The sequence below is a fragment of the Pedococcus sp. genome (assembly GCF_036000045.1).
Taxonomy (GTDB): domain Bacteria; phylum Actinomycetota; class Actinomycetes; order Actinomycetales; family Dermatophilaceae; genus Pedococcus.
The window spans coordinates 1-26,331 of sequence record NZ_DASYGF010000008.1; the positions used below are offsets into that span (position 1 = coordinate 1).

Sequence of the window (26,331 nt, forward strand, 5' to 3'; positions counted from 1 at the left end):
ACCGGGACTCCCTCCTCGCGGCACCACTCGAGCGTGACCTCACGGGTGATCCCGGCCAGGCAGCCGGAGTCGAGCGGGGGCGTCAGCACGACCCCGTCCTGCACGACGAAGATGTTGGAACCCGTTCCCTCGCAGAGCTCGTCGCGGGTGTTGGCGAAGATCGCCTCGATGGCGCCGCGGGCCTTGGCATAGGCGAGGGCGACGACGTTCTCGGCATACGAGGTCGTCTTGAGGCCGGCCACCGCGGACCGCTCGTTGCGTACCCACGGCACCACGGCGACCGTCGCGCTGGCCGGCGGCCGCGGCTGCTCACCCGCGGTGACGATGTAGGTGAGCGCGCTGTCGTCGCGGTCGGAGCCCAGCGGCCCCGCTCCCCCGGTGACCGAGTAGCGCAGCCGGCCGAAGTCGATCGTGCCCCCTGCTTCGAGGGCGGCCTTGGTGCCCTCGGCGATGTAGTCGTGGTCGGCGGCAGGCAGCCCCAGCCCGGCCAGCGTGCGGTCGAGACGGCGCGCGTGACGGGTGGCGGCGAAGACCTGGCCACGGTCGACCTTGCAGGTCTCGAACGCCCCGTCGCCCACGGTCACCCCGTGGTCGAGCGCGGCGACCGCCGGCTCGTCCACGCCCGTCAGCCGCCCGTTGACCCAGACCCTGATGTCGCTCATGCCTCCACCTTCCCAGATGCGAGCCCGACGAGTCTCGCGGCTTTCACCTGGGTCTCCTCCCACTCGCCCTCAGCGTCGGACCCCCACGTGATCCCGGCTCCGGTGCCGAAGCGGAGCCAGCGTCGGCCGCCCCCGTCCCGATCTGCCCAGAACGAGCGGATACCCACGGCGAGCTCCGCGGTGCCGCGGTCGCCGTCGACCCAGCCGACGGCGCCGCAGTACGGACCACGGCGGGCCGGCTCGAGGTCGTGGATGGTCTGCAGTGCGCTGACCTTGGGGGTGCCCGACACCGACCCGGGCGGGAAGGTGGCCGCGAAGATCTCGGCCCAGCCCACCTCGGCGCGCAGCGTGCCCGACACCGCCGACACCAGATGCACCATCCCCGGGTGGACCTCGGGGCGGCACAGGTGGTCGACCTGGACGGTTCCTGGCCGGCATACGTGCGAGAGGTCGTTGCGCACCAGGTCGACGATCATGACGTTCTCGGCGTAGTCCTTGGGCAGCATGGTCTCCACCGACGTGGCGGTGCCTTTGATCGGGCGCGACTCCAGACGGTCGCCGTCCCTGAGCAGGAACGCCTCGGGGCTGGCGCACACCACGTCGAGCCCTGCCGAGGGCACGTGAAGGCGGCCCGCGTGCGGCGCCGGGTTGCCCCGCTCGAGCAGCTCTGCCAGCCCCTCGAGGTCGGCGTCCTCGGCCAGCTCGTGGGACATCACGCGACAGAGGTTCACCTGGTAGACCGTGCCCTCGGCGATCTTGCGGCGCACCTCATGCACCCCCGCGACGTATGCCGCGCGGTCCAGGCTGGTGGACCACTCACCCCGAAGCGGCCTCCATGGAACCGAAGGCGCGCGCCGAACCCGCTCGACGGCCTTCCGGTCGACGTGCGCGAAGCGCACCGCGGTGACCGACCCCTCGAAGTCGGCCACCACACTCCAGAAGCCCGCATCCAGGCCCTCCAGGTCGTGCCTCACCTCGACCGCCTTCGTCGCGGCCACTGAACCGAACCGAACGTAGTCCGACCCCGCAGCGTCCGACCCGGCAGCGCCCACGCCGTGATCCTAGGGGCCAGCCCCCACCCATCAGGACGGCGCCGTCACCGCGGTGAGGGAACGGACCTCACGGTGGCCGAGAGGGCCGACGATCGCGACGATGGACAGGACCGCAGCGCCGACGAGCGTCGGTCGCAGGCCGACGGCGGCGCTGATGGGAGCAACGACCGCGACGCCCAGCGGACGCAGGCCCATCGAGCCGAAGCGGTTGACGGCGTCGACGCGCGAGAGGAACGACTGAGGCACCTCGTGGGAGATCGTCGTGCTCTCCAGCGTGCCGAAGATGGCTATGGCCACCCCTGCCACAAGCTCGGAGAGCACGATCCACGGGACCGGGGCCGGGATGGCCAGCAGCAGTAGCGTGGGTCCAGCGCCGACCACCATGACCGAGTAACCGAAGCGCAGGGGCCTGCGCGGCCGAAGCCGCAGACCCAACCAGCTCCCGACCACACCACCGAGTCCCAGGGCCGCGACGACGGCGGCCCACACCGTGGGCCCGCCGAGGCTGCGCTCGGCGACCAGGGGGCCCAGGACGGTGATGCTCGACAGGAGGCTGAACTGGAAGACTGCCGCCGAGACGATCACGACCGACAGCCAGCGGGTGCGTCGGACGAACCCCACCCCCTCGGCCATGGCGACGAGCATGGAGGTGGTCGCGCCGGCGCGCGCCGTGCCCTCGCCCAGGCTGCCGCACCGCCAGATGAGCGCAGCGCTCACGAGGAAGGTCGCACCGTCAAGGAGGATCACCCACCCGGGGCTGAGGAGCGCCAGGAGGACGCCGGCGAGCGCCGGGCCGGCCACGTCGGCCAACGAACCGACCATCGCGAACGCGCCGAAGGTCTGCTGACGGCGTGTCGGGTCGCTGCGAAGAGGTAGATCCCCTCGCCGCGCACCATCCGCACCCGACTGACGTCCTGGTAGACGCTCGAGGCGTCGCCCCAACCCGCGCTCTCCACAACCGGCTCCCCTGTGCCCGTGCGTCGTCGCAGTCGCGTCGACGCCACCCACGGGCTCGAGTGGGAGACTCCACTGCCCAGCTCGCGCCGCACAACCGGTCATTCGAGATCTGAATGGCCGCTCGCCCTGGCGACTACGCGCGTGGTAAGGGCGGGAATGCTCAGCGGCCCCACCCGGTTGTGCTGGTTGAATTTGAAACTACTTGCGAAGGAGCGGGCACGATGCAGTTCGGGATCTTCACGGTCGGCGACCTCACCCAGGACCCCACCACCGGGACCACCATCAGCGAGCACGAGCGCATCAAGAACACCGTCGAGCTCGCGCGGCACGCCGAGCAGGTAGGCCTCGACGTGTTCGCGACGGGCGAGCACCACAACCCGCCGTTCGTGCCGTCCTCCCCCACGACGACGCTGGGGTTCATCGCCGCCCAGACCAGCGGGATCATCCTGTCGACCTCGACCACGCTCATCACCACCAACGACCCGGTGAAGATCGCCGAGGACTACGCGACGCTCCAGCACCTGGCTGACGGCCGCGTCGACCTGATGCTGGGGCGGGGCAACACCGGTCCGGTCTATCCCTGGTTCGGCAAGGACATCCGCGACGGCATCGCGCTGGCGGTCGAGAACTACGCGCTGCTGCGGCGCCTGTGGACCGAGGAGAACGTCACCTGGGAGGGGCGGCACCGCACGCCGCTGCAGTCCTTCACCGCCACGCCCCGGCCGCTCGACGGCATACCTCCCTTCGTCTGGCATGGGTCGATCCGCAGCCCGGAGATCGCGGAGCAGGCCGCGTACTACGGCGACGGCTTCTTCCACAACAACATCTTCTGGCCGATGTCGCACACCAAGCAGATGGTCGCCCTCTACCGTCGCCGGTTCGAGCACTACGGCCACGGGCAGGCCGACCAGGCCATCGTCGGCCTCGGCGGCCAGGCGTTCATGCGCGCCAAGAGCCAGGACGCCGTTCGCGAGTTCCGCCCCTACTTCGACAACGCCCCCGTCTACGGGCACGGCCCCTCCCTGGAGGAGTTCACGCGGGAGACGCCGCTCACCGTCGGGTCACCGCAGGAGGTGATCGAGCGGTATGCCGCCATGGCGGACGACGTGGGCGACTACCAGCGCCAGCTGTTCCTCATGGACCACGCGGGCCTGCCACAGAAGACGGTCCTGGAGCAGATCGAGATCCTCGGGACCGAGGTCGTCCCGGAGCTGCGCAAGATCGCCGCCGCTCGCAAGCCGGCCCACGTCCCCGACGCGCCCACGCACGCCAGCCGTCTCGTCGCGGCGCACAGCCAGGCGGTGACCCCGTGACCCGTCGCATCGTCGTCGTCCAAGCGGGACTCGGCCAGCCCTCGTCCACCCGCCTCCTTGCCGACCGGCTGGCGACGTCCACCCGGGACGCCATGCTGGAGCGGGGCGAAGAGGCGGAGGTGACGATGGTCGACCTGCGCGACCACGCGCACGAGCTGGCCAACGCCCTGCTCACCGGGTTCGCCGCGGGCGGCCTGCGTGAGGTCCTGGACGACCTGTCGCAGGCCGACGCGCTGATCGCGGTGACCCCCGTGTTCCAGGCGTCCTACAGCGGGCTGTTCAAGACCTTCTTCGACGTCCTCGAGGACGGGCTGCTCCGCGGCCTGCCGGTGCTGTTGGCGGCGACCGCCGGCACAGCACGTCACTCCCTCGTGCTGGAGCACGCGATGCGGCCGATGTTCGTCTATCTCAAGGCGACTCCCGTACCGACGGCGGTCTTCGCGGCGTCGGAGGACTGGGGCGGGGCAACCTCCCCCTCCTCGACCGCTGCAGCACCGGGGCTGTCCCAGCGGATCGACGTCGCGGCCGCCGAGCTTGCCGACCTCGTGACAGGCCGTCCGGCCACCCTGAGGCGCGCCAACGGCCTTGCTGACCCCGTGCCGTTCGAGGAGCTCCTCGACCGGTAGCCGGGCCTCAGGCGGCCAGCACCGGGTCGCTGAGGTGCTGGCGCAGCCGGGCGAGGATCCCGCTGAGCAGCCGGGAGACCTGCATCTGGCTCACACCCAAGGCGAGACCGATCTCCGACTGCGTCTGCTCCTCGACGAAGCGCAGCTGGACGATCAGCCGCTCCCGCTCGGAGAGCTGCGCGATCGCCTGCGTCAGGGCTTCGCGCCGCGCGAGACTCTCGACATGGTCGCCGTCGACCTCGGCGAGATCCATCGGCGGACGCCCCCCGACCGCGGGGGCGTCGAGCGACACGGCGCGGTAGGCAGCCGAGCAGGCCCGCGCCTCCAGGATCTGCCCCCGCTCCAGCCCCAGGGCCAGGGCGAGCTCGGCGACCGACGGCTCGCGCAGCAGCCGGTGGCGCAGCAGGTCCTCCTCGGAGATCAGCTGGGCACGAAGCTCCTGCAGCCGCCGGGGCGGACGGACCGCCCACCCGCAGTCGCGGAAGTGGCGCTTCACCTCACCGGAGATCGTCGGCACGGCATACGCCGCGAAACTGCTACCGCAGCCCTCGCGGAACCCATGGGCGGCCTTGACCAGGGCCATCCGGGCCACCTGGACGAGATCCTCGCTGTCGATGCCACGTCCGCGGTAGCGCGAGGCGACGCTGTCAGCCAGGTCGAGCGCCAAGACCACAGCCTGGCGCTGCAGCTCCTCGCGGCGCTCCGGGTCCTGGCATCCCTGGGCCTCGACGAGCAGGGCCTCGGCTCGCTCATGGGCCTCCTGCCGAGTCGCCTCGACATAGGCGGCGCGCGGGTCCTGGCTGCGGTGGTCACTCAGCTGGTCGGTCATGGTGCACCCGTTCTCTTTGAGAGGGATGGCGCCACTGCTGGACCATTTGTACCGCTATGCCGTGCTAGGTCTACACAACCACGACATTGCGGTCACCGCAACGTCGGGCCTCCTCAGGGCGTGCCCCGGCTCAGCTGGGGACCCACGCCATCGACGAGGTACGAAGGGTCGCGGCTGCCCGTCTTACGGGCCGTGGCCAGATGGCCGCCGAGCACCCCTGCGACGGTGGCCACTGTCGTGGCAGCCAGCGACAGAGCCACGCCCGCGCGAGGCGAACCGCGGCGCGCAGCGAGCGAACCGGCATACAGACCAACCGAAACCGCGTTGAGCGACGCATGCACTGAGGCCACGCGCGACTCGGGGCGGGTGGTGCTGCGCCACTCAGCGAGCCCTGTCACCACCGTGGGCACCGCGCTCAGCAGGCCGGCCGCGAGGAGGCGGCGGGAGGCCGGCCGGTCCTGCTCGTGCCCGAGCACATCGAGCAGCAGGCTCGAGCTCCAGAGCCCGATCGGGACGTCGGTCATGGCCGGATGAAGGGCATGACCGAGCGCCCTGCCGGTCAGCAGGTCACGCGCCCAAGGCGGCTGCGCCACCGCCGAGAGCGCGCCGACAGGGCCGCCGAGACGGTCGAGCACCGCGGACCGCTCCAGCGCCCGCATCAGGCGCACCGCGACCGGAGACCCACCTCCTGCTGACGGAGTGGCGTCGGGGAGCCGGTCGTGGGGGGAAGCGGTCATACCTCTGCCATGCCCCGAGTGAACGCAGCCAAACCGTTCCAGGCCCTTCGTGGTTGCACGGTGAGCGTTCGGGTAGGGATGCTGCACCGACCGACGACCTACGCCTGCACGAGGAGCACGCCCATGACGACCGATGACCCACGGGAGGACCCTCACGTCGTGACGGTGGAGCATCGAACCTCCGCGACACCCGACGCGGTCTGGCGTGTCCTCGCAGACGGATGGCTGTATGCCGCGTGGGTCGTGGGCGCCTCAAGGGTGCGGGACGTGGATGCCGGCTGGCCCGCCGTCGACACGCGCATCCACCACTCGGTCGGGTTGTGGCCCCTGCTCATCAACGACACGACGCATGTGCTGGCCGTGACGCCACACGAGGAGCTGGTGCTGACCGCCAAGGCCTGGCCCGTCGGGGTGGCCCGGGTGGCCATCACCATCGAGCCCGTCGACGACGGCTGCATCATCCGGATGGACGAGGACGCCAGCTCGGGGCCCGGCATGGTGCTGCCCAAGCTCGTCCGACAGGCCCTCATCGCTCCGCGCAACCGCGAGGCGTTGCGGCGCTTGGAGCTGCTGGCCCTCGGGCGGTCCTAGCGCTCGGGCGCACCTGGCGCTCGGGCGCACCTGGCGCTCGGGCGCACCCGGCGCTCGGGCGGACCTGGCACCCGGTCAGCGAGTCGGCGGCAGCAGGCGTGACCACGCCGTGCGCACCAGCGCCCGCCGGACCGCGCCGAGGCGGCCGTGGTTGCCCAACGCCGCGCGTGCGGCGTTCCACCCGCAGGCCCCGTGGACGCCACCGCCCGGATGTGCCGACGCGCCCGCCAGGTAGAGGCCGGGGATCGGCGTCTCGGGACGACCCAGGCCCGGCGTGGGGCGGAACACCAGCTGTTGGTGCAGGCCGGCAGTGCCGGCGTTGATCGCCCCGCCCACGAGGTTGGCATCGGCCGCCTCGAGGTCGCCCGGCGACTGGACGTGGCGGGCCACGACAGAGCTCGCGAACCCAGGTGCCACTCGTTCGACGGCCTCCTCCACGGCCCGCACGTGCCGCTCCAGGAGGTCACCCGTCACCTCCAGCGAGCGAGGCACGTGGGTGTAGGCCCATGCGGACTCCGTACCCGCCGGCGAACGGGTCGGGTCGGCGGTGGTCATCTGCCCGAACAGCACGAAGGGGCGTTGCGGGAGGCGACCGGTGGACAGGTCGGCGGCGAAGTCGACGAAGCCGTCGGCATCCACGCCGAGATGCACGGTGCCCGCGCCCCGCGCCGGGGCGGCCTGCCAGCCGACGGGGCGGTCCAGCGCCCAGTTCACCTTGACGGTCCCCGGGTCCCAGTCGAAGCGCTCGAGGTCGTGCAGCAGCCGGGAGGGAACCTGGTCGGGTCGCAGCAGCCTGCGGTAGAGCGTCGGTGCCGAGACGTCGGCGAGCACCGCCCGGCGGGCCCGGATCGTGCGCCCGTCAGCGAGCCGGACCCCCGCAGCCGCGCCGCCCTCGGTGACGACCGAGGTCACCGTGGCGTTCGTCTCGCACTCCACACCCACGCTGCGTGCACGCGCCAGCAGTGCCTGGGCCAGCTGCCCTGCGCCGCCTTGCGGCACGGGGAACCCGACGTCCTGGCCGAGCATGCATAGCAGCCAGCCCATCAGGGCACTGCCTGCGCCGTCCGGGTGCAGGTCGCTGTGCATGGCGTTGCCGGTCAGCAGCAGCGGTGCACCGACGCCACCGAAGGTCTCCTGCCCGAGCCGGCGGACCGACATGGCCGCGAGCCGGGCGAAGTCGACGGTCCCCCGGACGCCGAGCCGCTGCACCATCCGGCGCGCGCCCTGCAACGGTGGGAACGGCGTGAACAACGCATCGAGCAGGGGGTCCCGCACCGCATTCCAGCCCGCGACGAGGTCCAGCCACGCCTGACCGTCACCGTCGGCGAACCGCTCGAGCCCCTCGGCTGTGTCCTGGGGGGCCCGCCGGAGCACGGCCGCACGGCCGTCGTCCAGGACGTGTGCCAGCACGTCGGGCGCCTGGCGCCACACCAGGCCATGAGCGGGGAGGTCGAGGTCGCGGATCACGGGACTGGCCGCCGCGAGGGGGTAGAACGCGCTGAACAGGTCAGAGACGTAGCCGGGAGCGGTCACCTCCGCGCTGCGGACGGCACCGCCCACCTCCGGCTGCGACTCCAGTAGCGCGACCTCCCAGCCCGCGTCTCCCAGGGCGTTGGCGGCAACCAGCCCGTTGGGGCCGGCGCCGACGACGACCGCATCGACCGTCGCAGTGGTCATGGGACTCCTTGGAACGGCCGATGCTGGTCGAGAGTGGCCCGCTCAGTCTAGGCTTCCGTCGACGCGCTGCCCGTTCTCGTCGATCCGGTACCCGTCCTCGTCGGTCTCGACATCCGGGTCGCGAGCGTCCGCCCGTCGGAGCGTCTCGTCGCGCTCCTCACGGATGCCGGACGCGCCCTGCCGACGGCGCTCGGCCTCTGCTTGGTACTTGTCAGCCTCGGCCTTGGCCTGCATGGCCTTCGCCTCCGCCTGGTCGGCCTCCGCCTCTCTGCGGCGGAGCTCGAGGTCCGGACCTGACGCCGCTTCCTCGCGCAGCTGTTGCGCCTCGGCGCGGCGGCTCTCCTCGCGACGCCCTCGGGAAGCGCGGGCGACGATCGCGACGACGATCAGGACGACGATGATGGCCAGAACGATCCAGACGATCGTGGTGGTGGTCATGGGGTGCCTCCAATGTCGGTTGTTACCAGGGGTCCTACCCGCATCCCGCCGGAAGACACTCTAGGCCGCATGGGCGGCCGTCTCGCCGGCGTCCAGCTGGGCACGGATGGCCACCCGCTCCTTGGCAGTCAGCCCGCCCCAGATGCCGTAGTCCTCACACGCCAGCCCATGGGCGCGGCACTGCGCCAGGACCGGGCAGCGCCGGCATACGTCCTTGGCGGCGTTCTCGTGGGCGGCACGGCTCGCACCCCGGTGGGCGTCACTGTCGAAGAACAGCCCGACCGCCTCCTGGCGGCAGGCGCCGCGGCCCTGCCACTCGTAGACGTCGAGGAGGGGTTGAGGAAGTCGAGCAGTCATGGCCATGAACCGCCTTTGCCCCGTCCGGGCCCAGGGCAAACGCATGGTTGGGCGCGCCCCGGGTAAGAGAGGTTCGACGCCGGAGTGCAGTGACGACCCAGGCGCCATCAACCCTGAGAGGGAGGACGTCCATGATCATCCTCGGCATCATCCTGGCCCTGATCGGCTACTTCGCCAGCATCCCGATCCTGACCACGATCGGCGTGATCCTCATCATCGTCGGCGCGATCCTGTGGATCCTCGGAGCGTCCGGTCGCGCAGTCGGAGGGCGCACTCACTACTGGTGACCTAAGGTCTTGCGAGAGCCGCCCCCCAACACACGAGGAGCAACCGTGTCGACCGACGCGATCGTCATTCTTCGCAATGACCACAAGGAAGTTCGTGAACTCTTCCGAGAGTTCGAGAAGGATTCGACCACGCGGGCGCGCAAAGGCGCCATTGTCCGCAAGGTGGTCCAGCTGCTGACCGCTCACACCTACATCGAGAACGAGGTGATGTACCCGGCCGTCCGTCGCCTCCTACCCGAGCTCGAGCAGGACGTGCTCGAGTCCTACGAGGAACACCACGTCGCCGATGTGCTCGTGATGGAGCTGTCGACCATGGGCCCCAAGGACGAGCGCTTCGAGGCGAAGACCACCGTCCTCATCGAGAACGTCCGTCACCACATGGACGAGGAGGAGAGCGACTGGTTCCCGAAGGTGCGGGCGGGCCTGACCCGCACGGCACTGCAGGAGCTGGGAGCCGAGCTGCTGGCCGCGAAGAAGCGGGCGCCCAAGAGCCCCGCCCAGCCGAGCGCGCTGAAGAAGGTGGTCGATGCAGTCATCGCCTGACCACGCCATCGCCGAATCTCTGGAGGAGATGGTCCTCCACCCCGACTACCCGTGCCTTGGAGCGCGGGCAGTGTTCAACCGGGACCGTGCGACGGTCGTGGTGCTCGATGCGCTCGGCAGCACCGAGGCGGCGCAGACCCTCCAGCGCCAGCTCGCCGCGTTCGCCGAGACCACCGACGTCTCGGAGGGCTTCGCCTCACTGGTCGCGGTCTTCCGGTCGCCGGAGGTGCACAGCGAGAAGGAGTTCGAGGCCTTGCTGTGGACGCAGCTGGAGCTGCTGCACCAGGCCGACGACCAGCCCTGGGACCCGGCGGTCTCGCCGGACCCTGACGACCCGCACTTCGCGTTCAGCGTCGCCGGCACCGCGTACTTCGTCGTCGGGATGCACCCGAGAGCCTCCCGGATCGCCCGCCGAACTCCCCTGCCCACGATGGTGTTCAACCTGCACGAGCAGTTCGAGGAGCTGCGTGGCTCCGAGCGCTTCAGCCGGATGCGCGACACCATCCGGCGACGCGACACCGAGCTGCAGGGCAGCGTGAACCCCATGGTGCGCGACCACGGCGCGTCCTCGGAGGCTCGCCAGTACTCCGGCCGGCTCGTGCCCGAGGGCTGGGAGCCGCCCGCCGACTTCCGCATCGACGAGCCTGCGGCGGAGAACGCCTCATGAGGCGGCTCGCCCCGCAGTCGGGGACCGGCCTGCTCCTGGCCGAGGGTGAGGAGCTGGTGGTCGTGGATCCCACCGGCGGCCAGGTGAGCGACCTGTTCTGCTTCAACGCCGCCGACCACGGTGAGTGGTTGTCGAGCGGGCGCACCATCGACTACTCCGACACCGTCTACGTGACGACGGGACACCGGCTGTTCAGCAACCGGAGCCGTCCGATGCTGACGATCGTCGAGGACACCTGTGGCCTGCACGACTTCCTCCTGACCCCGTGCAGCCAGCAGACCTTCGACCTTCTGTACCCGGAGCTCGAAGGCGCCTACCACCCCAGCTGTCACGAGAACCTGTCGACCGGGCTGGCCCCGTTCGGCATCGAGCCGGACCAGATCTCCACGACGCTGAACATCTTCATGAACGTCTGGACCGAGCGCGACGGCACCCTGCACATCGACCCACCGACCTCAGTCGCCGGCACACGGTTCGTGGTGCGGGCCGAGATGGACCTGCACGTCGGCCTGACCGCCTGCTCCGCGGAGAAGTCCAACGGTGGCGTCTGCAAGCCGATCGACTACGAGGTGAGGCCGGGCTCGCGCACCTGAGCTGGGCCTCGGCATAGGGCAGCACCTGCAGGGGTGTCGAAGGCTGAGGCTAGGTCACCGTCAGCCAGGCGGCAGCATCGTGGGGCAGCTCGCCATTCTCCAGGGGCTGGCTGGCGAGCAGGACCGCCTCGGCCGGGACCGGGACTGGGTGGCCGGACAGATTGACCACGCACCGCAGGGCCGAGCCGCGCTCGAAGTCCAGCACCCCGTCGGGGGCCTGGCGCCACTGCAACCCCGCGTCATACAGGCCCTGGGTCTCGCGGCGGATCCGCAGCGCCTGCCGATATAGCGTGAGCATCGAGCGGGGGTCTGCGTCCTCGGCCTCGACGGTCAGGTCGCGCCAAGCCTCCGGCTGCGGGAGCCAGGGCTCGACGCCGTCGGGCGAGAAGCCGAACGGGGCCTGCGTGCCGCTCCAGGGCATGGGCACCCGGCAGCCGTCACGCCCCCGCATCGCGCCGCCACTGCGGGCGAACATCGGGTCCTGAAGCACCTCGTCGGGCAGGTCGTCGACGTTCGGGAGGCCGAGCTCCTCCCCCTGGTAGACGTACGCCCCACCCGGCAGCGCCAGCATGAGCAGGGCCGCAGCCCGGGCCCGGCGGGTGCCGAGCTCGAGGTCAGACACCTCCCCCGCGCCGTCGGTGATGAAGGCCGAGCTCGTGGTGGGACGTCCGTAACGGGTCACCGGGCGTATCTCGTCATGGCTGGTCAGCACCCAGGTCGAGGCGGTGCCCAACGGCGCGCAGGCCTCCAGGGTGGCGTCGATCACCTCGCGCAGGGCGCGCGGCTCCCAGGCCGACTTCATATAGGGGAAGTTGAACGCGGTGTGCATCTCGTCCGGGCGCAGGTACCGGCTCAACCGCTCGGCACCATTGACCACCGCCTCGGCGACGAACACGCGATCGCCGGCGTACGTGTCGGCGATGGCTCGCCAGCGCCGGAAGATGTCGTGCACGCTGTCGACGTCCCAGTGCGGGTTGTCCACCCAGTCCACCGTCCGGAACTGCAGCACTCCCCCATAGTCGGCGTCCGGCAGGCCCGGCTGCTTCGCCATGGCCGGGGCCGCGTCGATGCGCAGACCGTCGACACCACGGTCGAACCAGAAGCGCAGGATGGCGTCGAAGTCCTCCAGGACGCTCGCGTTGCTCCAGTCGAGGTCGGGCTGCTCGGCGGCGAACGAGTGCAGGTACCACTGCCCGGGTGACCCGTCGGCCTCCTCGACCCGGGTCCACGCCGACCCCCCGAACGCGCTGATCCAGTTGTTGGGAGGCAGCTCGCCGTGGTCACCCCTTCCGTCGCGGAAGAAGTAGCGAGCGCGCTCCGGCGACCCCGGCGCGGCCCCCAGGGCCGCGCGGAACCATGGGTGCTCGTCGGAGGTGTGGTTGGGCACGAGGTCCGTGATGACGCGCAGCCCCAGAGCATGGGCCTCACGCAGCACGGCATCCGCGTCGGCGAGCGTGCCGAACATCGGGTGGATGTCGCGGAAGTCGCTGACGTCGTAGCCCCCGTCGGCCATCGGCGAGGGGTACCAGGGGCTGATCCAGATGCCGTCCACGCCGAGGTCGGCGAGGTAGGGCAGTCTGGCCAGCAGGCCGGGCAGGTCGCCCTCACCGTCGCCGTTGCCGTCGGCGAAGCTGCGAGGGTAGACCTGGTATATCACCGCGTGCCGCCACCACTGCATGGGTCCTCAGCGTAGCCAGCGGGCCGCAGCAGGTCCCCCATCTGCGGTTTTTCCATCACCTTGGGCAGATCTTTACTATTTCTTGGCCAATATCGAGGTTCGATGAACGGACCACCGGGCATCCCATCCGGTTGAGGGTCGTCGCATCGAGGCGCGCCCCGGTCCACAGGAAGGGGGCGTCGATGTCGACTCCCACTGTTCCCCGCTTGCACGCCTCCGGCGACGTCCCACGCGACGCCCCGGGCGACGTCGTCGTGACCGAGGAGACCCTCCGCCTCGAGCTGGCCGACTTCCTGGCCCCGAGCCTGTTCCCCGCCACCATCGACGAGCTACAGGCCTCACTGATCCGTCGCCGGGCGCCCGCGCGGCTGCTCTGGTGCCTGTCCCGGCTCTCCCCCCTGCGGCGCTACTCGTGCCTCGCGGCCGTGCTGAGCGACCTCGACCACCCGGCAGGGAGCGACCCCCGCGAGCCGCTCTGAGCCTCAGCTCGTGATGTCCTTGCCCGAGAACCGGGCCCACGCGAGCGACCAGAACACCACGGCATACCCGAGGTCGACCAGGAGGCCATGACCCACGGTCGACCCGGCGATGGGGTTGCGTAGCAGGTCGCCGAAGCCCAGCCAGTCATGGACGACGAGCCACGGATGCAGCCAGCCGAGCTGGGACACGCTGTCGGCGATCCACGACACGATCGTGAAGATCATCAGCGCGATGGCGGCCGCGATGGGCTGCTCGGTGAGCGTAGAGATGAACAACCCGACCGCCGCGAGCGCGGCGAGGCACGCGCTGAGATAGAGCATGACCAGCACGAGGCGCCAGACTGCGGCACCGAACGGGATCTGGTCGCCGGACAGGGTGGTCAGCCGACCCGTCCCGAACAGCGCGATCCCCACGATGGCCCCCGGTATCGCGACGGCGCAGACCCCCCACACCGCTCCGATGCACAGTGACGCGTACTTGACGAGCAGCAGGCGCGTCCGGTCCACCGGCACGGTGAGCAGGTAGCGCAGGGTGCCGATGTTGGCCTCCCCCGCGATCGCGTCACCGGAGAGCATGGACATCGCCAGGGGCAGGAACATGGTGATCTCGATCCCGAGCGCGGCCAGAGGCACGAAGAGGCCGTTGGACGTGATCGAGGAGACGAAGTCCGGGCCGCCGTCGTTGCCGCCGGGCCGTGAGGACTTGACCGCGATGGCCATGACGATCGGCACCACGGCCAGCACCGCCAGACCGGCCTGGTTGCGCCGCCGGCCGGCGATCAGGCGCAGCTCGGAGCGCAGCAACCGGGTGGACGGCAGCCACGACGGACGTTCAGCCACTGACATCGAAGCCCTCCCCGGTGAGCGAGACGAACAGGTCCTCCAGGCTGGGGACCCCGACGGTGAACGACCGGACGCCCACCGATCCGCGCACGAGCGCGTCCACGATGTCCTCCGCCGCCAGAGCACCCGGTATGCCGGTGACGAGGGTCCCGTCCGGAGCCTCGTCGACGGTCACCTCGGTCACCCCCAACCCGGTGAGGACGCGCGCGGCGTCGGCAGGCTGAGCCGTCTGGAGCCTCAGGCGCGCCGTGCCGGTGCCTCGCACCTCGGCGACGCCGCCCTGGGCCACGAGGCGTCCCTCGCGCATCACGCCCAGGTGGGTGCAGATCTGCTCCACCTCGGACAGCAGATGGCTGGAGACGAAGACTGTGGTGCCCTCACCGGCCAGCGAGCCGATCAGCGAGCGCACCTCGCGGGTCCCCTGCGGGTCGAGCCCGTTGGTCGGCTCGTCGAGGACCAGCAGGTCACGCGGGGCGAGCAGCGCCGCGGCGATCGCGAGCCGCTGGCGCATGCCCAGGGAGTACGCCCGGTAGCGCTTGGTGGCAGCCGCGAGGAGCCCCACCCGGTCCAGTGCGGCGTCGACGCGATGGGCTGCGGTACGCGGGTCGGCGCGTACGTCGGCGGCGTCGAGCCGGAGCAGGTTGGCCCGGCCGGACAGGTAGGGGTGGAACGCCGGGCCCTCCACCAGCGACCCGACCCGGTGGAGCGCCTCGCCGGCCCGTTGCGGGATGGGGAGCCCCAGCACCTCGCGCGTCCCTGCGCTGGGCGTCACCAGCCCGAGCAGCATCCTGATGGTCGTCGTCTTGCCCGAGCCGTTCGGCCCCAGGAAGCCGTAGACGGCCCCGCGAGGCACCGACAGGTCCACGTCGTTGACGGCGACCTGCGAGCCGAAGCGCTTGGTCAGCCCGTGCGTCTGCACGGCCAGCGACTCGCGGTCAGGCGGTGCAGCGGCTCCGAGGGCCGCCGGCTGCGGGCGCCAGGGGCGGGTGCGCCGGTCGGCGACCTCGGTCGTCGCGCCGGTCATCTGGCCGGTCACTTCGCCAGCAACGCGGCATACAGCTGGGCGGCGGGGACCGCGCCGACGGCCATCCGGCCGTCGTCGGTCAGCAGCACCGAGAACAGTGTCCCGTTGAGCAGCCGGCCGCTCCCCCACGCACCGGAGACCCGCGGCAGGTTGTGGAGCACCGCCATGAGCTGGCCGACGCTGCGGTCAGTACGGGCGCCTCCCGACTGCTGCGGGTTCGGACCGGGGCTGAGGCTCGCCAGCTGCTGCGGAACCGTGCCCACCACAACGGTGGACCAGCCGGTGCCGACGGTCTTGAGACCGTTCGCGGCACTCGCTGGCTTCTCGGCCGGCCTCGTGGTCGGTGTCGTGGGCGCCGCGGAATCGGTCACCTTCGTGCCGGGCGGCGGGTTGAAGGTGAAGCGCGACGCATCCGGCTTGGCGAAGTCGACCTGGCTGAAGCTGACCTCGAACGCCGGGTTGGCCGACTTGGTGGAGTAGACCTGCACGCGCAGCGGGATGTGCTCGGTGGCGTCGACGGCGATGCGCACCTGCGACACCAGAGTGGTGCTGCTCTTGGGGCTCAGTACCAGCTCGTACGCATCGCGGCCGGCGGCGCTGGTCGTCGCCGAGGTCGTGACGGAGGTGCTGGGGTCGAGGGCGGCCAGCGCCTGGTCAGCCGCGGCCTGCGGCGACACGGGGAGCCCCATCGGGGTCTGGGTCTGGGCCGGCGCCCGTGTCGGCTTTGCCCCCTTGGGGACCCCGCCCTGCGCGAGCACCGTGTGGGTCGCGGTCTTGTCCTTGCTCGACCACACCCAGACGTCACGGCCGTTGCGGATCACATCGGACTCGCCCAGGCTGCCCAGGATGGCCACGCGCGCCTGGTGGGCCCCGGCATACCAGACCCTCCAGGTGTGGGTGCCGGTGACCATGGACGTCAGTGAGGACGAGCCGCCTCCGAGCCCCGCACCCATGCCCGGGAGGTCGGGCAGGCCCAGGTTGGACGTCTGCACCACGGTGCCGGACAGCCCCGACAGCTGAGCCTTCTGGACGTCGACGAGCAGCTGCGCCGCGGAGCGCGGCGGCAGGCTCGGGGCAGCGCTCGCCACCTGGTTGGTGACGAGCCCACCGGCGGCGATGCAGGCCAGCACTGCGCCCGGCACCGCCCACCGGGCACGGGGATGGTCGAGGAAGATGCTCATGGCCGCAAGGATGGCCCTGGTTCGTGAGACGGTGCTGAGAAGGCATGCGAAGGTGTGGGCGTGCGCCTGTTGGTCGTCGAGGACGAGCCCCGGATGGCTGCCGCGCTGGCCAAGGGCCTGCGCGCCGAGGGGTTCGTCGTCGACATCGAGAACGACGGACCGGGGGGACTCGAGGCGGCCCGCTTCGGCGGCTACGACGCGGTCGTCCTCGATATCATGCTGCCCGGCCTGTCCGGGTACTCGGTGGTGCGCACCTTGCGCGAGGAGCAGAACTGGGTGCCCGTCCTGATGCTGTCGGCCAAGGACGGCGACTACGACCAGGCGGACGGTCTCGACTACGGCGCGGACGACTACCTCACCAAGCCCTTCTCGTTCGTCGTGCTCCTGGCTCGCCTGCGTGCCCTGGTGCGCCGCGGAGCGACGCCCCGTGCGACCGTCCTCGAGGTGGGTGGTCTGCGCCTCGAGCCCTCCTCGCACCGGGTCGAGGTCGATGGCGAGCCGGTGGACCTGTCGCGCCGGGAGTTCCTCGTCCTCGACCACCTCATGCGCCGCCATCCCGCGGTCGTCACACGAGAGTCGCTCCTGGACGACGTGTGGGGGTCGGAGAGCGTCCACGGCAACGTCGCCGAGGTCTACATCGGGTACCTGCGCCGCAAGCTCGGCAGGGACCGGATCGAGACGATCCGCGGCGTCGGCTACCGGTTGCGCTCGTGACCGGCTGGTTCGGCCGCCTGAGCATCCGTGCCCGGCTCATGGTCATCGGCCTCACGGGGGTCGCCGGCGCCCTCCTCGTCGGCGGAGCCCTGCTGTATGCCGCTGCGGACGCCACGCTGCACTCCTCCGCGGAGCGGGAGGCACGCTCCAGCGCCACCGACGTCGCTCACCTGGTCGACGCCGGCAGGCTGCCCGACCCGGTCCCGGTCAGCGGGGCCCTTGTGGTGCAGGTGCTCGACGGCCGCAACCGGGTACTGAGCGGCTCCGCGACGGCCGACCGCCTCACCTCGCTGGTCACCGACCCCGAGCGGCGGCGGCTCGCCGACGGAGAGGTGCTCCAGGTCCCAGCGAGCCGCACCGGTGCCAGCGGATCCCTACTGGTCGTCGGCGTACCGGCTGGGGCGGCAGCCGGTCGCGTCCTCGTCGTCGCCGCGGTGCCGACGGCCGACCTGGAGACCAGCCGGCGGGTGGTGCGCACCTTGCTGCTGGTCTTCTTCCCCCTGTTCCTCGCACTCATCGGGTTGATCGCGTTCCGGGTCATCGGGATGGCGTTGCGGCCCGTGGACCGGCTCCGCCAGGGCGCTGAGCGCATCGGCGACTCCGCCGACCTCTCCGAACGCCTGCCCGTGCTGGCGAGCCGTGACGAGATCAGCGCCCTGGCCACCACGCTGAACCAGATGCTCGGCAGGCTGTCCGCCGCCAACGACACGCAGCGGGCGTTCGTCGCCGACGCGGCCCATGAGCTCCGCAGCCCCCTCGCCTCGCTGCAGACCCAGCTCGAGGTGGCCCAGCGCGTCGGCGAGGGGGGCGACCTGCCGGGCGACCTGCTCCCCGAGGTGCAACGGCTCACCCAGCTGGTCGAGGACCTGCTCATGCTGGCTCGCAGCGGCCCCGATGCACCCCATCCGACCACGCAGCAGCTGCGGCTCGTCGACGTCGTCGACGACGTCGTGCGGCGGTATGCCGGAGCTCGCGTCCCCGTGCGCCGTGGCCCATCACGCCGCGGCCGCCCCGAGGATGCGGTCGCCCTCGCCGCCCGCGAGGACGTGCAGCGCGCCCTGGCGAACCTCGTGGACAACGCGGTGCGCCACGCCGCCCACGAGGTCACGGTCACCGTGGAGGGAACTCCCGGCGCCCCCGCACTCGTCGTCCGCGACGACGGGAGCGGGGTCCCCGAGTCACAGCGGGAGCGGGTGTTCGACCGGTTCGCCCGGCTGGACGAGGCCAGGGCCCGAGACTCGGGAGGCAGCGGGCTCGGCCTGGCGATCACCCGAGAGCTCTTGCGCCGCAATGGCGCCCGAGTCTGGCTGGAGGACGGCGCACCGGGTCTCAAGGCGGTCGTCGAGTTCGGCACGGGCTGAGCTCCCGCTCAGGGTGGTCTCAGCGGGCGTCGTCCACGCTGGCCGGCATGACCACCGCCCACCGCGCGACTCCGGCTCCCAGCTGCCCGCCGGGTTCGTGAGGCCGGCCAGGCCCCTCGCCCGATCCCGCCGCGACCAGACGCCTGCCCAGGTCACGATGGAGGACGAGGACGCACGCGCTCGACGCGTGCGTGGGCCGAGGCGTCCGGGGCCCCCTACCCGGACGCCTCGGTTCCCCGGCCCTTCTGGGGTGCGAGACAATGGCTCCGCACCCGAGAGGAAGGGCGGACGGCTCGTGGCATCGTGGGAGCGCTGGTCGCTGCACCGGCGCGTCCTCGTGCTGTCGGCCGCGGCGGTGACGCTCGCCATCATGATGGGTGTCGCCGCGTATGCCGTGGCTCTGGACCGGATCCTCTACTCCGCCGCCCAGGAGTCGGCAAGGCAGCAGGCCAACGACATCGCCTCGGTGATCACGTCAGGCGAGGAGGCCCCCGGCCAGGCCATCCAGGACGCGCCGAGCCAGGGCATGCTGCTGCAGCTCGTCGACCGGCAGCACCAGGTGGTGTCCGCGTCGGACCCGGCGGGCCAGAACGCGCCGCTGACCGATCTCACCCCCGGCCCGGGCCACCTCGTGACCCAGCAGGTCACCGGGCTGCCCGGGGAGGTAGGCGAGCCGTATGCGATCGCCGCCCGGGGCGTGCGGAGCAAGACGGGCACGCCGTATGTCGTGGTGGTGGCAGCCCCGCTGGACGTCCAGGCCAACAGCGTCCGTACCGCGACCCTGCTGCTCGGCTTCGGGGGCCTGGCGCTGCTGGCGCTGCTCGTGGTGCTCATGAGCCGCATCCTGGGCCGGGCGCTGGAACCGGTCGAGCGCATCCGCCGCGAGGTCGACCGGATCACCGAGGCGCGGGGCCGCGGTCAGATCACGGTGCCACCGTCCGGAGACGAGATCGCCCGCCTCGCCAGGACGATGAACCAGATGCTCGCGAGGCTCGACCAGGCCGATGCCACCACCCGCCGGTTCGTCTCCGACGCCTCCCACGAGCTGCGCAGCCCCCTCGCCACGATCCGCGCCGCGATCGAGGTGTCCACCGCAGGCGATCACCATCCTGACCCCGAGCGGGACGACCTGATCCGCTCCGAGGTGCTGCGCATGCAACGCCTCGTCGACGACCTGCTGACGCTCGCGCGGGCCGACGACGGTGTGCAGCTGGCCTTCGAGGAGGTAGACGTCGACGACATCGTCGACGCCGAGGTCCGCCGGCTCCGCGCTACGGGCGACAGCCCCGTCCGCGCCTCCATCGAGGCCGCCCGGGTCGTGGGCGACCGGGCACGCTTGGAGCAGGTGGTGCGCAACCTCGTCGACAATGCCGCCCGGCATACGGTCGGGACCATCACGCTGTCGGTGTCCACGCGAGGGGACTGGGTGGTACTCCAGGTCGACAACGACGGACCACCCATCCCGCTCGCGGACCGCGATGCGGTGTTCGAGCGGTTCCGGCGGCTCGAGGAGTCGCGCGAGCGGCACACCGGCGGCAGCGGCCTGGGCCTCGCGATCGCCCGGACCCTCGTCGTGGCTCACGGCGGCGACGTGGTGGCCACCCAGACCCCGTCGGGTCAGTGCCGTTTCGAGGTGCGGCTGCCCTCGGTCGGTGACAGTGCCGACGAGCTCAGGGCGCCGTCCCCACCGTCACGGGCATCAGCCGGTACCCCATCCCCCTGACCGTCTCCAGGGACTGCACTCCGAAAGCCACGTCGATCTTCTTGCGCAAGTAGCCGATGTAGACCTCGACGATGTTGTCACTGCCGTCGAAGGCGTGGTCCCACGCGTTGTCGAGGATCTCGGCCTTGGAGAGCACGTCCTCGGGGTGCCGCATGAGGAACTGCAGGACGGCGAACTCCTTGGCGGTGAGCGTGATCCGCTGGCCGCCCCGACTGACGATGCGGGTGTTCGGATCGAGCACCAGGTCGCCGACGGTGAGGGTGACCGGACGCACCGGCGCACCCCGGCGCACGAGCGCGCGCAGGCGGGCCACCAGCACGATGAAGCTGAAGGGCTTGGTGAGGTAGTCGTCGGCACCGAGCTCGAACGCGTCCGTCTGGTCGTACTCCCCGTCCTTGGCCGTGAGCATCAGCGCAGGGGTCCAGATGAGCAGCTCGCGGATGTTGCGCAGGACGTCGTACCCGTTGCGCCCGGGTAGCATGATGTCGAGGACGATGACGTCGTAGGGGTTCTCCGTGGCCATCCACTGACCGCTGACGCCATCGTGGGCGACGTCGACGACGAAGCCCTCGTTCGTCAGACCCCGGCGGATCGTCTCCGCGAGGGCTCGTTCGTCCTCGACCAGCAGCACGCGCACCGTGGCTCCTCCGTCCTGGGCTTCCCAGCCAGCCTAGGATGCTGGTCACACCCTGCGCCCGAGAACCTGAGCCCGTCCTGAGCGAGTGGGGCCGCGTGTCGCTCCAGGAGCGCTCAGACTTGATGGTGCACGATCAGTGACTCGACAGATATGAGGACCGCCCGCATGAGGACCGCCGCATGAGGATCCTGCACGTCACCGACACCTACTCCCCCACCGTCGGCGGCATCGAGGTCTTCGTGGAGTCCCTGGCCACCCGGCAGGCCGCTGCGGGCCACGAGGTGACCGTCCTGACCCGCACGCCCCGCCAGGGGGCCACCGGCGCCGACCCCGAGACCGGTGTCGTCGTCAGCCGGAGCATCTCCGAGCTCAGCAGCCTGGTCCGCTGGGCCGACTGCGTGCACGCCCACGTCTCCGCGTTCTCTCCCCTCACCCTGCGCTCCACCGAGGTGGCCGCCGCGCAGGCGCGCCCCGTCGTCGCCACCGTCCACTCGATGTGGGGGAACGCCTGGCCGATCGTGGCCACCGTGGCGAAGATGCGACGCTGGCCGTCGATGCCCATCCAGTGGGCGGCCGTGTCCGAGGCCGCAGCCGGTCCGGTCCAACGCGCCCTCGGCGGACAGTCGGTGCTGTTGCTCCCGAACGCCGTCGACACGGCACTGTGGGCCCCCAGCACCCAGCCTGCCGAGCCCCGGGCCGAGGTCACCATCGTCAGCGTGCAGCGGATGGTGCGGCGCAAGCGCCCCATCCCCCTGCTCGGGATGCTGCGAGAGGTCCGGGCCCTGGTGCCGCCAGAGGTGGGCCTGCGTGCGGTGCTTGCCGGCGAGGGGCCCCTCCTCGAAGAGGTCCGCGACCGGATCGCGCGGTGGGACATGGGGTCGTGGGTGGAGACGCCGGGGGGCCTCAGCCACGCCGAGCTGCGCACCCTCTATCGGGGATCCGACATCTTCGTCGCGCCGGCCACCCGTGAGTCGTTCGGGATCGCCGCGCTCGAGGCACGGACCTCAGGACTGGCCGTCGTCGCCCATGCCTCCACCGGGGTGCCCGAGTTCGTCACCCACGAGGTCGACGGGCTGCTCGCCCACCACGACAGCGGCATGGTCGAGGCCCTCGCACGGTTGTGCAACGACAGCGCCCTGCGCTCCGACATCGTCAGCCACAACCGTGCGCAGCGGCCGGCGTTCGACTGGTCCGACCACCTCTGGCGCGCCGAGCATGCCTACGCGACCGCCGCGGGACGGGTCCCGGACAGCCCGGCCGGCGCCCCCGGCATGCTGTCCGCCCGACGCTGAGAGGTTCTCCCACCTGAGCCTCGGGCGGCCGAGGGGCTAGGGGGTGGTCCACCCACCGTTGTAGACGTCCAGGCCGAAGCGGTTCAGGCCCGGGCTCGCGGCATACCCGAGGTAGGGCAGCCGGAAGATGTCCTCGATGCTGGCGAGCAGCGAGTAGTGGTTGTACGACGTGGTGCTCCACGTGCCCGGCCGGACGTACCTCGACAGGACCAGCGCGCCGACGCGCCCGCCACCCAGGCCGGAGATCCCCGGCAGCGGCGTGTTGGGACCCGGTCCCTCACCGCAGCAGGCGGTGGCGTCGGTCTGCGGACCGTCCGACTCGTCCGCGGTGATGACCAGCATCCCATCCGTCTTGTATGCCGGGGACGCCAGGATCTTGGGGATCCACACCTTCATCCACGCGTCCACACTGGTCAGGCCGCCCGGCTGGCCGTCCACGCAGGGGGCGTCATGCCCGTCGTGGCAGAGGTTGGGCGTGATGTAGGTGAGGTTGCGCGTGGTCGAGGTCGAGGCCAGGTCGCTGCTGAGCTGGCTCAGGTCCACCACATGCTGCGCACACGTGGGCGAGCCGGTGACGGCGGCGAAGTACATGAACGGGTCGTGCCGCACGGCGTACTGGTCGCCGGGCTTGGCCTTCTGCGTGGGGTCCTGCGTGTTCAGGGCCGGGTGGCGGCAGGGCGTGCCCATGTCCTCCATGTACCCGCGCCAGGTGAGCTGGTGGCTCTGGAGCTGGTCGGTGAGGTTGGGCACCGAGGCGGGGAAGACGCAGCCGTTCCCCACAGCCTGGCCGGGAGCCGCAGTCCCGGTCCCGGCGAACTGCGAGTAGACCTGGCAGTCGCCCTGCATCTGCTCATTGGGGCCCTGCCCCGAGATCTGGGCGACGTAGTTGGGCTGGGAGTTGTGCGCAGTCCCGTAGTAGGTGTTGAGGAGCACGCCCTGGGACCGAAGCGTCTGAGACAGGTAGGGCGCGGCGGACGCGCTCCCCCAGGTGGAGTCGAAGCCCTTGTTCTCGATGTTGACGACGAAGACGTGCTTGACGGGCGGGACGTAGGCGCTCAGGCCGCCGGTCGACGCGCTGCTGCTCTGCAGCTGCGCGACGGTCAGCCCGGCGACGAGCAGGGCGAGCGCGGCGAGGACCACAGGCAGGCGCCTCACGCGAGAGGTCATAGTCGTCATGCCAGGCTCCATCCGTCGGCGATCGCCTTGTCCCGCAACGCCGGCCACTCCCCCTGCTCCGGACCCGACAGGGGCGCCGGGGCGCACGCCGTGGCGACGAAGGGGGGCAGGGTGAACGACGGGGCGGTGAGATCGGCAGGGCGAGAGAAGTCGAGCACCTCGACGAGGTTGCGGGCGGCCGCGTCGCGAGGGCTCAGCGAGGGCAGTCCCCAACGCCACTCGATGGCCTTCAGCACCGAGGTGTGGTCGTAGGTGTTGTGGGCCACGTAGCCCCGGCGCGCCCGGGGCGACACCACCAGGGCAGGCACCCGGAACCCTCGCAGGGCGGTCGTGGAGCTGACGTCCGGAGCAGTGGTGGGCGCGACGTGGTCGAAGAACCCGCCCCACTCGTCGAAGTTCACCACGAGCAGCGTGCGCGCCCAGCCTGGGCCGTTGGTCACCGCGCGGTAGACCTCGTCGAGGAACTGCTCACCCGCCCGGATGTCCGCGTGGGGGTGGTCGTCCGAGGATGAGCCGGACGCCTCGTCCTCGAACCGCGGGTCGATGAAGCTGACCTCGGGCAGGGTCCCGGCCGCGGCATCCGACAGGAACGTGGCGAACGGCTTGGCGATGGACTCGTACTTCGTGCCCCACAGGGCCACGAAGGGGATGTCGGAGAAGTAGTAGCGCCCGGTCAGGTTGGCCCCGGCGAGCCGGTCCCAGATCGTCGGCAGCGTCGAAGTGACCGTGGAGTTGTGCAGCCGGTCGGTCTGGGCCGAGTGCATGTAGAACCGGTTGGGGTAGGTCTCGGCCATCACCGCGGAGAAGTACTGGTCGCACACGGTCCACCGAGGCGCCGCCTGCCCGAGGAAGGCGAGGTCGGACTGCCCGTAGTACCCGATGGGCAGCAGGTCGTCCTCGCCCGCGCGCAGCCACCCGTCAGCCCGTCCCCCGTTGAGCTGGATCCGCCCGCCCTCGTAGGAGTGGTCGGGGTCCTGGTGGCCGCAGCTCGCGGGCTGGGTGAGGTGGTGAGTGGAGTGCGAGATGCCGTAGCGGTCCACATAGGTGAGCCCGGACTGCTTGCCGTTCGCGCCGGGCAGCCAGCCCATGAAGTGGTCGAAGGACCGGTTCTCCATCATGACCACCACGATGTGGTCGATCCCCGAGGCAGCCGGGTGCGGCAGCGCTGTCGTGGTCGAGTGCGTCGTGGTCGCCGCCGAGGCCGTCGGCAGTCGGCTGGAGAACGGGTCGCTGGCCAGCGCGGCGGTGCCCCCCACCACAGCCGCAGCGCCAAGAAACTGTCGCCGCGTCACTATCACGCACCCGACCGTAAGGCGGGCGGCCCGGTCATACCAAGCCCTTCAGCGATCGTTCATCTCTGGTTCACCGTCGACGGGCGGTAGCGTGCGGAGACCGGAGGGAGGTCCCGCTCATGAAGATCGCGTTGTTCGTGACGTGTCTGGGAGATGTGCTGTTTCCGGATGTGGGCAAGGCCACGGTGACGGTGCTGGAGCGACTGGGTCACGAGGTGGTGTTTCCATCGGCCCAGACGTGCTGCGGCCAGATGCACACCAATACCGGGTACCAGGGGGACGCGGTCGGTCTGGTGCGCCATCACGTCGAGGTGTTCGAGGCGGCGCTCGCGTCCGGGTGCGACGCGGTCGTGGCGCCGTCAGGGTCGTGCGCGGGCTCGGTGCGCCATCAGCATGCGATCGTGGCCCGTCGGGCAGGCGACGAGGCGTTGGCCAGACGGGCCGCCGCCGTTGCGGTGCGGACGTACGAGCTGTCGCAGCTGCTCGTGGACGTGCTGGGCGTGACGGACGTCGGCGCGTCGTACCCGCACCGGGTGACCTACCACCCGACGTGCCACTCGCTGCGGCTGCTGCAGGTGGGTGAGGCCCCTCTGGCGTTGTTGCGCGCGGTGCGGGGCATCGACTTGGTCGAGCTCCCCGCTGCCGACGTGTGCTGTGGCTTCGGGGGCACGTTCTCGCTGAAGAACGCCGAGACGTCCACGGCGATGCTGGCCGACAAGATGTCGTCGGTGCTGTCGACTCGCGCCGAGGTCGTCACCGCGGGCGATGTGTCGTGCCTCATGCACATCGGTGGAGGCCTGTCGCGGCTGCGGACCGGGGTGCGGCCCGTCCACCTGGCCGAGATCCTGGCGAGCACCTCATGAGCACCTTCCTCGGTATGCCGGGCCCGGCGGCGGACACCTCCGTAGGTCAGCTCACCGGGACGCGTCCGTTTCCCGCGGCAGCGCACGACGCGCTGGCCGACACCCGGCTGCGGCGCAACCTGGGTCACGCGACGTCGACGATCCGCGCCAAGCGCGCCCAGGTCGTGGCCGAGATGCCCGACTGGGAGGAGCTTCGAGCGGCGGGGTCGGCGATCAAGGCAGACACGATGGCCCGGCTCCCGGAGCTGCTCGAACAGCTCGAGGCCAACGTCACGGCTCGCGGCGGGGTCGTGCACTGGGCCCGCGATGCCTTGGAGGCCAACGACATCGTCGTCTCCCTGGTGCGAGCCGCCGGCGCCGACGAGGTCGTCAAGGTCAAGTCGATGGCCACCCAGGAGATCGGGCTCAACGAGGCTCTCGCCGCCCACGGCATCGCCGCGTGGGAGACCGACCTGGCCGAGCTGATCGTCCAGCTGGGCGACGACCTGCCCAGCCACATCCTGGTGCCGGCCATCCACCGCAACCGCTCCGAGATCCGCGACATCTTCCTCGACCGGATGTCCGGGGCGGGCAGGCCGGCGCCGGAGGGACTGACCGACGACCCGGCGGCGCTGGCGTCCGCCGCGCGCCTGCACCTGCGCGAGAAGTTCCTGGCCAGCCGGATGGCCGTGTCCGGCGCGAACTTCGCTGTGGCAGAAACGGGCACGCTGGTCGTCGTCGAGTCCGAGGGCAACGGCCG

General features: G+C 71.0%; 29 protein-coding genes. 14 read left to right on the forward strand and 15 right to left on the reverse strand.

The features are described from left to right. From VGN50_RS01170 to VGN50_RS01180, 3 genes are all read right to left on the reverse strand, one after another. The coding region (locus tag VGN50_RS01170; RefSeq protein ID WP_327442802.1) for an aminotransferase class IV at positions 1–662 on the reverse strand (662 nt) is incomplete at its 3' end. Further along, positions 659–1,714 (reverse strand): chorismate-binding protein, encoded by a 1,056-nt coding sequence (locus tag VGN50_RS01175; protein ID WP_327442803.1) that lies wholly within the window; start codon positions 1,712–1,714, stop codon positions 659–661. The genes VGN50_RS01170 and VGN50_RS01175, both read right to left, overlap by 4 nt. Before the next feature lie 30 nt (positions 1,715–1,744). Further along, positions 1,745–2,773, reverse strand: coding sequence for an MFS transporter (locus tag VGN50_RS01180; protein WP_327442804.1), 1,029 nt, complete (start codon positions 2,771–2,773; stop codon positions 1,745–1,747). 119 nt (positions 2,774–2,892) lie between these two features. Between VGN50_RS01180 and VGN50_RS01185 the strand changes: the two genes are divergently transcribed. Further along, complete coding sequence (locus tag VGN50_RS01185) at positions 2,893–3,984, forward strand: LLM class flavin-dependent oxidoreductase (RefSeq protein WP_327442805.1); 1,092 nt, start codon at positions 2,893–2,895, stop codon at positions 3,982–3,984. Further along, positions 3,981–4,610: an FMN reductase gene (locus VGN50_RS01190; RefSeq protein ID WP_327442806.1), complete on the forward strand. Its 630-nt coding sequence runs from the start codon at positions 3,981–3,983 to the stop codon at positions 4,608–4,610. The genes VGN50_RS01185 and VGN50_RS01190 overlap by 4 nt, the downstream gene beginning before the upstream one ends. A 7-nt stretch (positions 4,611–4,617) precedes the next feature. Here VGN50_RS01190 and VGN50_RS01195 read toward each other — a convergent pair whose 3' ends face one another. Both VGN50_RS01195 and VGN50_RS01200 read right to left on the reverse strand, forming a co-directional pair. Next, positions 4,618–5,439: a sigma-70 family RNA polymerase sigma factor gene (locus VGN50_RS01195; protein WP_327442807.1), complete on the reverse strand. Its 822-nt coding sequence runs from the start codon at positions 5,437–5,439 to the stop codon at positions 4,618–4,620. Positions 5,440–5,552: 113 nt separating this feature from the next. Beyond that, complete coding sequence (locus tag VGN50_RS01200; protein ID WP_327442808.1) at positions 5,553–6,176, reverse strand: DUF2231 domain-containing protein; 624 nt, start codon at positions 6,174–6,176, stop codon at positions 5,553–5,555. Between the two features lie 123 nt (positions 6,177–6,299). Between VGN50_RS01200 and VGN50_RS01205 the strand changes: the two genes are divergently transcribed. Then, the gene (locus tag VGN50_RS01205; RefSeq protein WP_327442809.1) at positions 6,300–6,767 is read left to right on the forward strand and encodes an SRPBCC family protein; all 468 of its coding nucleotides are present in this window, start codon (positions 6,300–6,302) and stop codon (positions 6,765–6,767) included. Positions 6,768–6,842: 75 nt separating this feature from the next. Here the strand turns inward: VGN50_RS01205 and VGN50_RS01210 are convergent, their stop codons facing one another. Genes VGN50_RS01210 through VGN50_RS01220 form a run of 3 tightly spaced genes read right to left on the reverse strand, consistent with a single transcriptional unit; the run spans position 6,843 to position 9,239 of the window. Continuing rightward, the gene (locus tag VGN50_RS01210) at positions 6,843–8,444 is read right to left on the reverse strand and encodes an NAD(P)/FAD-dependent oxidoreductase (RefSeq protein WP_327442810.1); all 1,602 of its coding nucleotides are present in this window, start codon (positions 8,442–8,444) and stop codon (positions 6,843–6,845) included. Positions 8,445–8,486: 42 nt separating this feature from the next. Next, positions 8,487–8,882, reverse strand: coding sequence for a hypothetical protein (locus VGN50_RS01215; protein ID WP_327442811.1), 396 nt, complete (start codon positions 8,880–8,882; stop codon positions 8,487–8,489). Between the two features lie 60 nt (positions 8,883–8,942). Beyond that, positions 8,943–9,239: a WhiB family transcriptional regulator gene (locus VGN50_RS01220; RefSeq protein WP_327442812.1), complete on the reverse strand. Its 297-nt coding sequence runs from the start codon at positions 9,237–9,239 to the stop codon at positions 8,943–8,945. A gap of 131 nt (positions 9,240–9,370) precedes the next feature. On the opposite strand from VGN50_RS01220, the gene VGN50_RS01225 reads away from it, so the two are divergent. The 4 genes from VGN50_RS01225 to VGN50_RS01240 are packed head-to-tail and all read left to right on the forward strand — an operon-like array spanning position 9,371 to position 11,329. Next, positions 9,371–9,526 (forward strand): DUF6131 family protein, encoded by a 156-nt coding sequence (locus tag VGN50_RS01225; protein ID WP_327442813.1) that lies wholly within the window; start codon positions 9,371–9,373, stop codon positions 9,524–9,526. Between the two features lie 45 nt (positions 9,527–9,571). Further along, entirely contained in the window at positions 9,572–10,069 is a 498-nt protein-coding gene (locus tag VGN50_RS01230; protein ID WP_327442814.1) for a hemerythrin domain-containing protein, read from the forward strand. Beyond that, positions 10,053–10,736 carry a guanitoxin biosynthesis heme-dependent pre-guanitoxin N-hydroxylase GntA gene (gene gntA / locus VGN50_RS01235; RefSeq protein WP_327442815.1) on the forward strand — a complete coding sequence of 228 codons (684 nt, stop codon included), beginning with the start codon at positions 10,053–10,055 and terminating at the stop codon, positions 10,734–10,736. The genes VGN50_RS01230 and gntA overlap by 17 nt, the downstream gene beginning before the upstream one ends. Then, the gene (locus VGN50_RS01240; protein WP_327442816.1) at positions 10,733–11,329 is read left to right on the forward strand and encodes an urea carboxylase-associated family protein; all 597 of its coding nucleotides are present in this window, start codon (positions 10,733–10,735) and stop codon (positions 11,327–11,329) included. The genes gntA and VGN50_RS01240 overlap by 4 nt, the downstream gene beginning before the upstream one ends. Before the next feature lie 49 nt (positions 11,330–11,378). Here the strand turns inward: VGN50_RS01240 and VGN50_RS01245 are convergent, their stop codons facing one another. Next, on the reverse strand, positions 11,379–13,007 hold the full coding sequence (locus VGN50_RS01245; RefSeq protein ID WP_327442817.1) for a glycoside hydrolase family 13 protein: 1,629 nt from the start codon (positions 13,005–13,007) through the stop codon (positions 11,379–11,381). 182 nt (positions 13,008–13,189) lie between these two features. Between VGN50_RS01245 and VGN50_RS01250 the strand changes: the two genes are divergently transcribed. Beyond that, positions 13,190–13,486 (forward strand): hypothetical protein, encoded by a 297-nt coding sequence (locus tag VGN50_RS01250; RefSeq protein WP_327442818.1) that lies wholly within the window; start codon positions 13,190–13,192, stop codon positions 13,484–13,486. A 3-nt stretch (positions 13,487–13,489) separates the two neighbouring features. Here VGN50_RS01250 and VGN50_RS01255 read toward each other — a convergent pair whose 3' ends face one another. Genes VGN50_RS01255 through VGN50_RS01265 form a run of 3 tightly spaced genes read right to left on the reverse strand, consistent with a single transcriptional unit; the run spans position 13,490 to position 16,534 of the window. After that, a complete protein-coding gene (locus VGN50_RS01255; RefSeq protein WP_414694501.1) occupies positions 13,490–14,332 on the reverse strand; it encodes an ABC transporter permease in 843 nt (280 codons plus the stop codon). Next, the gene (locus VGN50_RS01260) at positions 14,319–15,365 is read right to left on the reverse strand and encodes an ATP-binding cassette domain-containing protein (RefSeq protein WP_327442821.1); all 1,047 of its coding nucleotides are present in this window, start codon (positions 15,363–15,365) and stop codon (positions 14,319–14,321) included. Before VGN50_RS01260 ends, VGN50_RS01255 begins: the two co-directional genes overlap by 14 nt. Continuing rightward, positions 15,362–16,534, reverse strand: coding sequence for a hypothetical protein (locus tag VGN50_RS01265; RefSeq protein WP_327442822.1), 1,173 nt, complete (start codon positions 16,532–16,534; stop codon positions 15,362–15,364). Before VGN50_RS01265 ends, VGN50_RS01260 begins: the two co-directional genes overlap by 4 nt. 60 nt (positions 16,535–16,594) lie before the next feature. Between VGN50_RS01265 and VGN50_RS01270 the strand changes: the two genes are divergently transcribed. From VGN50_RS01270 to VGN50_RS01280, 3 genes are all read left to right on the forward strand, one after another. Next, positions 16,595–17,248 (forward strand): response regulator transcription factor, encoded by a 654-nt coding sequence (locus VGN50_RS01270; protein ID WP_327442823.1) that lies wholly within the window; start codon positions 16,595–16,597, stop codon positions 17,246–17,248. After that, positions 17,245–18,609 carry a sensor histidine kinase gene (locus VGN50_RS01275; protein WP_327442824.1) on the forward strand — a complete coding sequence of 455 codons (1,365 nt, stop codon included), beginning with the start codon at positions 17,245–17,247 and terminating at the stop codon, positions 18,607–18,609. The genes VGN50_RS01270 and VGN50_RS01275 overlap by 4 nt, the downstream gene beginning before the upstream one ends. A 295-nt stretch (positions 18,610–18,904) precedes the next feature. Further along, positions 18,905–20,332, forward strand: coding sequence for a HAMP domain-containing sensor histidine kinase (locus VGN50_RS01280; protein ID WP_327442825.1), 1,428 nt, complete (start codon positions 18,905–18,907; stop codon positions 20,330–20,332). On the opposite strand, the gene VGN50_RS01285 is transcribed toward VGN50_RS01280, so the two are convergent. After that, on the reverse strand, positions 20,280–20,969 hold the full coding sequence (locus VGN50_RS01285) for a response regulator transcription factor (protein WP_327442826.1): 690 nt from the start codon (positions 20,967–20,969) through the stop codon (positions 20,280–20,282). The genes VGN50_RS01280 and VGN50_RS01285 overlap by 53 nt on opposite strands. A gap of 179 nt (positions 20,970–21,148) precedes the next feature. Between VGN50_RS01285 and VGN50_RS01290 the strand changes: the two genes are divergently transcribed. Next, positions 21,149–22,261, forward strand: coding sequence for a glycosyltransferase family 4 protein (locus VGN50_RS01290; protein WP_327442827.1), 1,113 nt, complete (start codon positions 21,149–21,151; stop codon positions 22,259–22,261). A gap of 36 nt (positions 22,262–22,297) precedes the next feature. Here the strand turns inward: VGN50_RS01290 and VGN50_RS01295 are convergent, their stop codons facing one another. Together VGN50_RS01295 and VGN50_RS01300 are read right to left on the reverse strand one after the other, a co-directional pair. Continuing rightward, positions 22,298–23,437 carry an alkaline phosphatase family protein gene (locus VGN50_RS01295; protein ID WP_327442828.1) on the reverse strand — a complete coding sequence of 380 codons (1,140 nt, stop codon included), beginning with the start codon at positions 23,435–23,437 and terminating at the stop codon, positions 22,298–22,300. Next, a complete protein-coding gene (locus VGN50_RS01300) occupies positions 23,434–24,735 on the reverse strand; it encodes an alkaline phosphatase family protein (RefSeq protein WP_327442829.1) in 1,302 nt (433 codons plus the stop codon). The genes VGN50_RS01295 and VGN50_RS01300 overlap by 4 nt, the downstream gene beginning before the upstream one ends. Positions 24,736–24,848: 113 nt before the next feature. Between VGN50_RS01300 and VGN50_RS01305 the strand changes: the two genes are divergently transcribed. Both VGN50_RS01305 and VGN50_RS01310 read left to right on the forward strand, forming a co-directional pair. Next, positions 24,849–25,592, forward strand: a complete 744-nt coding sequence (locus tag VGN50_RS01305; protein ID WP_327442830.1) for a (Fe-S)-binding protein — start codon at positions 24,849–24,851, stop codon at positions 25,590–25,592. Then, the coding region (locus VGN50_RS01310) for an LUD domain-containing protein (protein ID WP_414694504.1) at positions 25,589–26,331 on the forward strand (743 nt) is incomplete at its 3' end. The genes VGN50_RS01305 and VGN50_RS01310, both read left to right, overlap by 4 nt.